Origin of the sequence: Arthrobacter agilis (assembly GCF_002953615.1) — a bacterium.
GTDB classification, from domain to species: Bacteria; Actinomycetota; Actinomycetes; order Actinomycetales; family Micrococcaceae; genus Arthrobacter_D; species Arthrobacter_D agilis_B.
The window spans coordinates 2733771-2744192 of the sequence record NZ_CP024915.1 but is presented as its reverse complement, the minus strand read 5'-3'; the positions used below and the strand labels follow the sequence as shown (position 1 = coordinate 2744192).

Here is a 10422-nt window from a genome sequence, read left to right as displayed (position 1 = left end):
TACGGCCTCGGCCTCATGGGCGTCCACCACCTCGTACCGGCGCTGCGCGGCAAGCTCATCCGGACCATCGACATCCGGTAGCGCCTCCGGTCCCGGTCAGCCGGCTCCGGCGGCCCGCACCAGCGCCACCGCGTCCTCGACGGCCGTGTCCCGGCCCGTCTGCGCGCCGGAGACCAGCCGCACCGTGCGCCGGAAGGATGCGTCGTCGCCGTCCCCGGCCCGGAAGGCCGGCAGGTGCGCGAGGACCGCTGCACGGCGCAGCCACGGGTCGTCCGCCGCCGCCCAACGGTCCAGCACGGCGGACGCGCGGACGGCATCCTGTCCCCGCAGGCGCAGCAGCAGGGGGCCGACGACGTCGACGGCGAGGGGGTCCACGAGCTCCCGGAGGAGCGCCGAGCGGAGGAAGCCCTCGATCCGCGTGAGGTCGGACGAGCGCAGGATCCGCACCGACGACTGCAGGAGCACGACGGCGGCGAACCGCCGCTCGAACACCGGGCGGGACCACAGCTCGGAGGCGACGGCCGCGACGTCGTCGTGTCCGAGGCTCCGGTACCGGCGCTCCGCGTTGCGGACGGCGCCCCGGACCGCCCCGACGGAAGCGCCGTAGTACGCGAGGTCCGTCCCGTACCGCCGCTCGTACTCCTCCGCCCGCTCCTCCGAGCTCTCGTACTGGAGCGACTCGTCGATGAAGTCGGCGGGATCGCTCATCGGTGCCCGCTCAATAGAGGAAGATGTCGATCCACGCGCGGTTGTGCGCGTGGATCAGGACGAGGAACAGGACGAAGTCGAACAGCAGGTGGACGCACACGATGTACGAGAGCGATCGCGTCCGCGTGAAGATGAAGGCCTGGAGGAGCGCGAACGGGAAGATGAACAACGGCGCCCAGGCGTGGAAGCCCAGCTCCCACAGGAACGAGGTGAAGAGCACCGCCTGCAGCACGTTGGCCTGCGCCATGGGCAGGTGGCGGCGCAGGAGGGCGAAGACCGTGCAGATGAAGAAGAGCTCGTCCCAGATGCCGAGCCCGTTGGTGCCGAGGAACAGCCGGGCGATCTCGTCCGGCTCCGAGGCCGCGGGCCAGTTCTCGTACACCCCGGTGCCCAGCATGTAGACGGGCAGCAGGGCGTAGCCGATGACGACGACGGCGGGAAGGTACCACTTCTCCGCGCGTGACCACGGTCCGGAGCGCACCGGGAAGGTGATGGCGTGGTCGCGGTAGGCGAAGCGGGACACCGCGTAGGGGACGCCGACGGCGAGGATCATCGCCGTGCCCATGACGCCCATGTGTGCCGGACTGATGTCCGTGGTGATCGGCACCAGGCTCATGACGGCCAGCCCGAAGGCGATGAGCAGCAGGTCCCGGAACAGCACCCGGTCCAGCACCACCGCCGCGACGAGCGCGATCGCCAGCAGGAGGTACCCGATACCCGATGCATGGAGCACGAACAGGGCGAAGCCCGCGAGGGAGACCAGCGTGGCGGGGATCAGCGCGCGCGACGGCGTGTTCCAGGCGCCCTGCTCCCAGGCCCGCCGGCGCGTCTCCTCCGGCTGTGCCGGTGCCACCGGGCGGGCGTGCTGCTCCACGGGATCGTGCTCCTTCGGTGGTTCCTCGCCATCATTCTTTCGCCTGCCGACCGATCGGTCCACTTCCGGCCCGCGCCGCGCTCCCCCGGTATCCCCGATGCGAGACTGGGGTCATGCGTGAGCTCGTCATCCTCGGCACGGCCTCCCAGGTGCCCACCCGGTCCCGCAACCACAACGGCTACTTCCTGCGGTGGGAGCGCGAGGGGATCCTCTTCGATCCCGGCGAGGGCACGCAGCGGCAGATGATCCACGCCGGCGTCTCCGCCTCGCGGATCACGAGGATCTGCCTGACGCACGTGCACGGCGACCACTGCTTCGGGCTGCCCGGCGTGCTGTCGCGGATGGTGCTCGACGGCGTGGAGCACCCCGTGCACCTCCACTATCCGGTGTCGGGCGAGGAAGTGGTGCGGTCGCTCGTCTCCCTCGCGACGCCGGGGTTGGACCTGCACCTGCACCCGCATGGTGTCGAAGGACCGATAGCCGCCGGGATCGAGGTGCAGCCCCTGAGGCATCGCATCGAGGCCTACGGCTACCGTGTGACGGAACCGGACGGGCGGAGCTTCCTCCCCGACCGCCTCGCCGCCGCGGGCATCGGGGGGCCCGACGTCGGCCGCCTGCAGCGCGAGGGCCGGCTGGGCGACGTGCGACTGGAGGATGTCAGCGTGCACCGGCCGGGCCGCCGGTTCGCCTTCATCATGGACACCGCACTGTGCGACGGCGCGTTCGTGCTCGCCGACGGCGCCGACCTGCTCGTCACGGAGAGCACGTTCAGCGACGACGACGCAGCCCTCGCGGACCAGTACCTGCACCTGACGGCCGGCCAGGCGGGCAGCCTCGCGCGCGCCGGGAGAGCGGGCACCCTCGTGCTGACGCACTTCTCCTCCCGGTACGACGACGTCGGGGAGCTCGCCGCGCAGGCACGCCTCTCGGCCGGTCGGGCGACCGTGGTGGCGGCGTCCGACCTCGACCGCCTTCCCTTCCCGCGGCGGGCGCGAGGATAGACGCTGGGCGGGCCGGGGGCACCCGCCCACGCCGTGCCCCCGGACTGCCGGGCCGCTGGGACGCAGCCCGTCGCGTCGTACCGCGCCCCGGGTGGTCGCGAACCCGGCGGCCGCCTCGACAGTGCAGCGGGCGGGATCCACACTTGAAGCACCGGACAGGGATTGGAGTGGCACCAAGTGGACCCGAACAGGTACGAGGATCACGGTGAGCGTCGGCGCGCGCCGACGGAGCCCCGCCGTCGGACGCTGAGGATGGTCCTGCTGCTCGCCATCGCGGTGTTCGCCGTATCCATCGCCTTCGTCCTCGTGTATGCCACGGGACTCTCCTGGCCGACGGCCGTCCTCATCACCGTGGTCCTCGCCGGAGGCCAGGCCTATACGCTGCGGCGCACCCTGTTCCCCGGGGACGGGGACGACGGCACGGACCCGTAGTCCGCTGCGAGCCGGAGATCGAGGCGTTCGCACCTCGCGGGTGTCCATGGGGCGACAGGCCCGGACCGCTCTCGTCGAACTGATCGGCCCGCTGCTCGCACGGTAGCCCGACGGGACCGCGTGCTCGCCGGGGCGCCCCGCCCTGGAATCGGTCCACGCGTCCGCCACCCATGTATCGGCCGGGGAAACCACCGACGACGAGCAGGGTCGCACCCGCGCGGGCAAGGCAGACGCCCAACCCGTGGCGACCCTGCGCCCACGCACACCAGGAGCCGAGGAACACGAGAACGGCGGACCTATCGGCAGCGGCACGGACGATCCCCACTCGCCGTGCGACCGCCCCTTGCAGTGCACCCCTCGTGGTGATGGCAGCCCTCTGAGCGCGGGTCGGGTCCATGTCTCACACGGCGACGCTTCCGCCGTCGTGCCATCCTCGTGACGGTCCGATCCGAATACCCGATGACATCCTTCCATCGGGTTTAACAGTGGGCCCGCTGGGAGGATGTCGCCTCCTTCACCGGAATCACCGCGGGCGATGCCGCCTGCGGAACCTGCGGTGCGGTGTCAGACGTACCAGTGCCAGGCAGGTGGCTGCCAGAAATCCGGGACAGCGTGGGAACTGTACTGGTTGCAGCCCATGCACAGATAGCTCACGGTGCCGAGGTGCTCCTGCCCGTCGGGCAGCACCCTGCTCGGTACGAAGTCCTCGAACGCCATATGCTCGGCGGTGTCACATGCGGCACAGAACGGGATGTCCCCCTGATCCGGGGATGACTGACCGATCGGGATCCGGGGCACGGGAATGATGGACGCAGAGGATAAAGCCATGGTTTCTCCTCGAAAATCCGACCATGGCCGCTGTTTGACCACTGTGTCAGGCCGGGCCTCAAGCGTAGGTCGTCAAGGAAAGCCCGACAAGCCCCCGATGAGCAGAAATGCTTGACGAACACGGAAAGTGCGTGTCGCCTTCGGCCGTAAGGAAGTGCCGTGCGGTCGACATCGCATGAGAGAGTGTGGACCGGGGGAAGGATCTGGTCGGTCTCAGCCGCGATATCTCGAGGATCCAAGTGATGGGGAACGACCCGAATGACACGAATCGCCGAGGCGACCCGAACGAGCAGGACGAGCCTGCCGATCGGAGCGATGCGGGCACACCTGACGACGACGCGGCTCTCGAGCGGGTGACGGAGCGCCTGCGGGAGATGACCGAGAAGGTCGAACACCTGACGATGGGGATCGAGAGCCGGGATGTGATCGGGCAGGCCAAGGGCATCCTCATGGAGCGCTACGGCCTCACGGGCGAGCAGGCATTCGAAGTACTCGTCTCGGTGAGCTCGACCACGAACCTGAAGCTTCGTCAGATCGCCGTGGACCTGGTGGTCACCCGGACCCTGCCGGGGCTCCCCGAGCAGTAGCGGCCACAGCCCGTGCCCCGCCGGGCTCCGGCCCTCCCAGCGGCGCCCGAAATCGACGCACCGAAGATTCCGAGCGGCTGAGCAGAACGGAAAACCAAAAAAGCTAGGCTGATGAGCAAATGCATAAAGCAGAATCCTAGGGTGCTTGATAAACAGCCGGGTGAAAGCACCCCCGAGCCCGCTGACCCCTTCTGCGATTACTCGCCAGTACGAAATACGACGCCTACCATGGATGAATTGGGTGTGGCTTGGGTCACATAGGGGTAGCCCTATCCCGCTTCCGGGCCAGCCGGAAAGCAGCGTTGAATTCCGGTTTCGACGACGAGCCCGGGCAGTTCCTCTGCCTGGGTGACGAGGGGGTAATGATGGCCGGATCGTTCGAACTCTTCCGTGACGGAGGAATTTCCTTCAGGTTCAGGTTGAAAGGGCCCGACGGTACGGTTGTCGCCGTATCCGGGCCGTTCTCGGACAAAGTGTCGGCGGTCGAGGGTATCGACGCCGTTCGTGAGTGCGCGGGGACGGGGCTGATCACTGACCTCTGCCCACCGATGTCCCATGAAGCGATGGCATTCGACCCGGCGTCCTCCACCAGGGCGGCATAACGACCCCCTCGAAGCGCTCGCAGCGCCCGGCCAAGAATATGCCGGAGCTGCAGGCCGGACGCTATCAATAGGACGGCACGGTCCCCGACATCCCGTTCCGAGAGGCGAAACCGACAATAGCCCTTCTGCTGGCTGCGGTGCCCCGGAGCAATAGGATCAGGCGACGTCGAAGGGAGCGCATCGGCCGATCTGCAGGCACCCGAACTCGACCAGGACGTCGACATCACGTGATTCATCGTCAGCAATCGCGAGACCGACGTGTTCGTCCCTTGAGCCATGTGCCCCGCCTGGCCTACGGTGGCCTGCATGTATCTGGAGAATCTCGTCGTCGACGCCGCGGAACCCCGGCGACTCGGCCGCTTCTGGGAGGCGGTGGTCGGCGGAGAGACACTCACGGACGAGCCCGGGGTGTACGAGACCAGGCTCAGTATCGAGGGTGGTCCGGTGCTGGATCTGTGCTTCCAGCGCGTCCCCGGTTCTCCCCCACCGCCGCGGCTGCATGTCGACCTTCGGGGCGGCTCCCGGCAGACGGAAGAGGTCGATCGGTTACTCGGGCTCGGTGCCCGGCACCTCGATGTGGGTCAGGGGGACGTGCCATGGGTGGTTCTCGCCGATCCTGAGGGAAACCCCTGCTGTGTCATGGACGAGCGGGCGGACCATGCCCGGACCGGGCCGATCGCGGCGCTGCCCCTGGACTCCGCCGACGCGGACCGGGACGCGCGGTTCTGGTCCTGGCTCACCGGCTGGATCCGGGTCCCGGGACGGTTGCCCACACTGCGCCACCCGTCGCTGCGGGGCCCGCTCCTCGTCCTCTGCCCTGAGCCGTCACCCAAGGGCACTGCGAAGAATCGGCTGCACCTGGACGTCAGGCTCGAGGATGGGGATGATCCCGACGACGTCGCGGCGGGCATCATCGAGCGGGGCGGCCGTGAACTACGCCCCGACTGGGGCGACCTGCCGTGGCGTATCTACGCCGATCCGTCGGGCAACGAACTGTGCGTGCTGCCGGCCCACTCCTGACAGCGGGCCTCACGCCGACACCGCCGGGATCACGTCGGGAATCCCTTTGCCGTAGTCCTGAGCTGCATCGATGTCCCCGAAGGTCGTCAGGCACTCCACCCGAGGACGGCGCCCCCGAACACCATCGCGCCGAACCACGTCACCACCGCGACGACAGGCACGAGGAGTAGCCGATAGGACCGGCGCAACGCCAACTTCACGCCGACACAGGTCAGCACCAGCCACCAGCCGAGGAACACTGCCAAAGCCCACAGCGGGGCGACGAGACCGCTGGTCAGGTAGAGATACCCAACCGCGAGCTGAGCGGCTGCGGCAAGAACGGCAGTCACCACGTACAGCGCGAGGCCCCCGCGGTCGAGTGCGGGCTCGGGATAGTGCACACCCGCAGTCTAGTCGGGCCGTCGGGAGACACTGTCGTGGTGGGGAGAGGACGCAGGCCGTGGCCTCGGGGATCGTGAAGCTCATCCTCCCAGCGCCCCACCCAGGCACAGGAAGGCGACATGAGCGAGGACCGCAGACGGGAACTGGGTGCATCAGATGCCCCGGTCGAGGACGAACTGAAGGAGTCCTTCGACAAGACGATCGAAGAAGGTGCCGAAAGACTCCATCGCACCACGAGGAACATCCTCGTGACGGGTGTCTTCGGAGGGTTCGAGATCGGCCTCGGCATCATGGCCTATCTGGCCGTCATGCACGAGACGGGGAACCACCTGCTCGCCGGCCTCGCCTTCAGCGTCGGCCTCGTCGCGCTCCTGTTGGCGCACAGCGAGCTCTTCACCGAGAACTTCCTCATGCCGGTCGCCGCCGTCGTCGCCAGAGAGGGAAGCATCGCCCAGCTGGGAAAACTATGGGCAGGCACCCTCGTGGCCAACCTGGCCGGTGGGTGGGTTTTCGTCTGGATCGTCATGCAGGCCTTCCCGGAGTGGACCGACACGGTCAGCGAGAGCGCACACCACTACGTCGACGCGCCCTTCTCCCTGCAGACCGTCGCCCTCGCCGTCCTCGGGGGAAGCACCATCACCCTGATGAGCCGCATGCAGCAGGGCACGAACAACGACGTCGCCCGGATCGTCGCCACCGTCATCGGCGGATTCCTCCTGGCGGGACTCCAGCTGTTCCACTCCGTCCTCGACTCGCTGCTCATCTTCGCCGCCATCCACGCCGGAACGGACATCAGCTATGGGCAATGGCTCGGCTGGTTCGGCTACACGCTGCTCTTCAACATGCTCGGTGGACTGGTACTGGTCACCCTCCTCCGGCTCGTTCGTACCAAGGAACTCCTCGAGAAACGCAGGAGCGAAGCCCCGGATGACCCGGAAGCACCGCATGACCGATAGCAGGACTCCGCACGGACACGGAGCCCTGCCCGCGGATGATCAGGGTGCTCCCGGTGCACGACGGCGTGGAGCTGGTCTCGGCTTTCCTCGAGCTTCGGACTGGAGTGTGTTCGGATCGATTCTTATACCCCCCACCGGTATAAAGGATCGCGATACCCCCCCAGGGTATCTCGGAGATCACTGCGATCCTGGAGGGGCTCCCCTTGCCCACGACATCACCACCTCCCGGCCGGCCGACGGGTCCACCCCTGAAAGGAGTCGGAATCCCGGCCTGGCGCTGTTGGTGGTCGCGAGCACCCAGCTGACCGAACGCCCTGGCCCTGATCACCACGACCTTTCCTGCCTTTACAGGCTAACTACTTAGAGACACAATCTAGTCATGGAAGTCTCAGCTGCAGATCCGCGAGTCGCGGCAGGTATCGAATGGCCCAGCGACTGGCTCAGAGCCACCCTGGGTTTCCTGGCGCTCCGAGCACTGTCCGCCGGGCCCTCCTACGGGTACGCGATCATCAGCGAACTGGAGCGACACGGTTTCGGAACCATCAAGGGTGGAACCCTGTATCCGCTTCTCACCCGGTACGAGACAGCGGGCCTGGTGACCACGGAGTGGCGGGCCGGCGAGGGCGGCCCAGGCCGCAAATATTTCGCCCTGACCGACCAGGGCCGCTCCGAACTCACTCGTCTCGGTGGTGACTGGGAGCGCTTCGTCGAGACCAGTGTGCAGTACCTCGATCCCGCACGATCAACAGAGGGGACCTCCGCATGAGGCAGCAGACCAGCGACAAGAAGTGGTTCGACCAGCTCGTCATCGAGCTCCGGCTACGCCAGGAACACGGGAGCGCCATCGGGGACACCGTCGCGAGCGCCAGGGAACTCCTCGGCGACACCGGCCAACAGGCCGAAGAAGCGTTCGGGCCCGCGCGTGATTACGCTGCAGCACTCGAACTCCCCTCCGCGCCCCGGAACGACTGGGTGCGGGATGCGCTCTGGCCATCGCTGCTGGGACTCCTGGCCTTCCTGCTCTTCAACCAGGCAGTCGTGTCATGGACCCGGTCCGAGCTCTTGCTCGTCTCCCCGGCGCAGCTGGCCCTCCTCGCCACACCAGTGGTGCTCGTAGCCTTCCTGCCGCTCTATCTCGACGCCGTCATCCGCCGGATCTGGGTCTGCATCGGCATCAGCGGTATCTGCGCGCTGGCAGGAATCCTGTCGGCCTTCGCTGCCCCTGACGATCGTGCCGAGGCATGGCTGGCAATCGACCCGGTGCCCTGGCTCATCGGCAGCGCCCTGGTCATGGTGGCACTCTCGGTCAGGAACACCGCCCGGTCGTCCCTCTCGACGGACGACGAGATCATCGATCCACGCTCGCGTACCGCGGACACCACCGGAACGGGTGCGAGAGTCCTGGTCCAGGTCACCAACTGGTTGTTCCCCCTCCTCGCCCTCGTCATGCTCGGCCTCGCAGTCGCACTCCGCTAGCACTGTCCGGGCGACCGGAACGACTACTGCTGCGGGGCTATGCGCCAGTATGGACATCCCTCGGACGATCGAGCGCAGGCGCCAGGGCTCGGATGACGACAGCGGCGCCGATGAGAGTTGTACCCATGGGTATCAACGCCCAGCGGACCAGCGTCAGAACGATGTCCACTGCTCCTACCCCGATTGCTGCAGTCGGTCCCACGGCCTCTGTGAGCAGACCGAGTAGCTGAGGAAGGAGAACCAGCACGAATCCGCCGGCCACAACGAGGATGACGCCCCACTGAACACACTTCTTCGCTGTCGATTCCACGGTTCCCCCGAACGAAACTCATCGTTGTCCGCTGATCCTAGTGGCCAGGAGTGGGGAAGGAACAGGTGATCCGCGAGCCAGGTGCAGAATCGTCGGGTCCTTCTGCCACAGGCGAGGTGGACACCGCTCCTGGGTCGGTCCGATCGATGCCATGGAAGACTGCTGGCATGAATGCCCCAGCGCGCGATCACGACCTCGTCCTCTTCGGTGCCACCGGCTTCGTCGGCGAACTGATCGCCGGCTACCTCGCGGTCCACGCTCCACCGGACCTGCGCGTGGGACTCGCGGGGAGGTCGAGGGAGAAGCTCGAGGCGGTACGGCGCAGGCTGCCTGCTGCTGCGCGCGACTGGGCCCTCATCGAGGCCGACTCGGAACACCCTGCGACGCTCGCCGCGCTGGCTGCGGACACCCGGGTCCTCTTCACCACGGTGGGTCCCTATGCGAAGTACGGGCTCCCGGTCGTCGAGGCATGTGCCCGCGCCGGCACGCACTACGGGGATCTGACGGGTGAGGTGTCCTTCGTCCGCGAAGCCATCGATCGCTTCGACGCTTCGGCGAGGACCACCGGTGCACGGATCGTCCATGCGTGCGGTTACGACTCCGTCCCCTCGGACCTCGCGGTGCTCCTCCTGCACCAGGCCGCGGAGTCCGACGGCGCAGGCGGACTGACCGAGGTCCAGCTCGTGGCGACGGCCAAAGGTGGCTTCAGCGGCGGCACCATCGAGTCGATGCGTGGGCAGCTCGATGCAACGCGGTCGGACCCCGTGCTGCGATCACTGCTGGGCGATCCCTACTCCCTCGCTGCGGATCGGGCGGCGGAGCCTTCGACCCGGCAGCCGTCGGATCTGGGGTGGGTCGGCCGCTCGGAGGACGGCCTGTGGACCGCACCCTTCGTCATGGCGTCGGTGAATACGCGCATCGTGCGTCGCAGCAATGCCCTGCAGGGTTGGGCCTACGGTCGGACCCTGCGGTACGGGGAGGTGATGGGCACGCGGCGTGATCCCGCAGGCGCCCTCCTCGCCGGAGCGATGGCGCTCGGCCTGCGGGCGTTCGGAGCCGCGATGGCCTTTCCTCCGACGCGGAAGCTACTGGACCGGGCCCTACCCGCCCCGGGCACCGGCCCGACCGAGGCTGTGCGGACCTCGGGCTGGTTCCGTTCCGAGGTGACCGCGTCGACGGAGAGCGGCCGGCGGTACCGCGCTGTCGCAGCCGGCCCGGGCGACCCCGGATACGCCGCCACCGCCGTC

General features: G+C 67.8%; 13 protein-coding genes. 9 read left to right on the top strand and 4 right to left on the bottom strand.

Annotation, left to right across the window (positions count from 1 at the left end; genetic code table 11):
• Positions 1–96: 96 nt before the first annotated feature.
• Together CVO76_RS13320 and CVO76_RS13315 are read right to left on the bottom strand one after the other, a co-directional pair.
• Entirely contained in the window at positions 97–708 is a 612-nt protein-coding gene (locus CVO76_RS13320) for a DNA alkylation repair protein (protein ID WP_208739606.1), read from the bottom strand.
• 10 nt (positions 709–718) lie between these two features.
• Positions 719–1486, bottom strand: a complete 768-nt coding sequence (locus tag CVO76_RS13315; RefSeq protein ID WP_133081957.1) for a CPBP family intramembrane glutamic endopeptidase — start codon at positions 1484–1486, stop codon at positions 719–721.
• A 209-nt stretch (positions 1487–1695) separates the two neighbouring features.
• Between CVO76_RS13315 and CVO76_RS13310 the strand changes: the two genes are divergently transcribed.
• Positions 1696–2583, top strand: coding sequence for a ribonuclease Z (locus CVO76_RS13310; protein ID WP_208739605.1), 888 nt, complete (start codon positions 1696–1698; stop codon positions 2581–2583).
• 177 nt (positions 2584–2760) lie between these two features.
• Positions 2761–3015: a hypothetical protein gene (locus CVO76_RS13305; protein WP_208739604.1), complete on the top strand. Its 255-nt coding sequence runs from the start codon at positions 2761–2763 to the stop codon at positions 3013–3015.
• Between the two features lie 564 nt (positions 3016–3579).
• Here the strand turns inward: CVO76_RS13305 and CVO76_RS13300 are convergent.
• Complete coding sequence (locus CVO76_RS13300; RefSeq protein ID WP_208739603.1) at positions 3580–3843, bottom strand: hypothetical protein; 264 nt, start codon at positions 3841–3843, stop codon at positions 3580–3582.
• Between the two features lie 242 nt (positions 3844–4085).
• Here CVO76_RS13300 and CVO76_RS13295 point away from each other — a divergent pair, with 242 nt between their 5' ends.
• The 3 genes from CVO76_RS13295 to CVO76_RS13285 all read left to right on the top strand — a co-directional run bounded on the left by CVO76_RS13295 (position 4086) and on the right by CVO76_RS13285 (position 6052).
• Positions 4086–4430: an ANTAR domain-containing protein gene (locus CVO76_RS13295; RefSeq protein WP_133081772.1), complete on the top strand. Its 345-nt coding sequence runs from the start codon at positions 4086–4088 to the stop codon at positions 4428–4430.
• A 302-nt stretch (positions 4431–4732) separates the two neighbouring features.
• Positions 4733–5032: a YegP family protein gene (locus CVO76_RS13290; protein ID WP_244185979.1), complete on the top strand. Its 300-nt coding sequence runs from the start codon at positions 4733–4735 to the stop codon at positions 5030–5032.
• Positions 5033–5338: 306 nt separating this feature from the next.
• Positions 5339–6052 carry a VOC family protein gene (locus tag CVO76_RS13285; protein WP_208739602.1) on the top strand — a complete coding sequence of 238 codons (714 nt, stop codon included), beginning with the start codon at positions 5339–5341 and terminating at the stop codon, positions 6050–6052.
• 86 nt (positions 6053–6138) lie between these two features.
• Here CVO76_RS13285 and CVO76_RS13280 read toward each other — a convergent pair whose 3' ends face one another.
• Positions 6139–6432, bottom strand: a complete 294-nt coding sequence (locus CVO76_RS13280; protein ID WP_244185977.1) for a hypothetical protein — start codon at positions 6430–6432, stop codon at positions 6139–6141.
• 120 nt (positions 6433–6552) lie between these two features.
• Here CVO76_RS13280 and CVO76_RS13275 point away from each other — a divergent pair, with 120 nt between their 5' ends.
• The 4 genes from CVO76_RS13275 to CVO76_RS13260 form a co-directional block, all read left to right on the top strand.
• Entirely contained in the window at positions 6553–7389 is an 837-nt protein-coding gene (locus CVO76_RS13275) for a formate/nitrite transporter family protein (protein WP_133081770.1), read from the top strand.
• 379 nt (positions 7390–7768) lie between these two features.
• Positions 7769–8155, top strand: coding sequence for a PadR family transcriptional regulator (locus CVO76_RS13270; protein WP_208739601.1), 387 nt, complete (start codon positions 7769–7771; stop codon positions 8153–8155).
• Complete coding sequence (locus CVO76_RS13265) at positions 8152–8865, top strand: hypothetical protein (RefSeq protein ID WP_208739600.1); 714 nt, start codon at positions 8152–8154, stop codon at positions 8863–8865. Before CVO76_RS13270 ends, CVO76_RS13265 begins: the two co-directional genes overlap by 4 nt.
• 477 nt (positions 8866–9342) lie before the next feature.
• On the top strand, positions 9343–10422 hold a 1080-nt coding region (locus tag CVO76_RS13260; RefSeq protein ID WP_208739599.1), incomplete at its 3' end, for a saccharopine dehydrogenase family protein.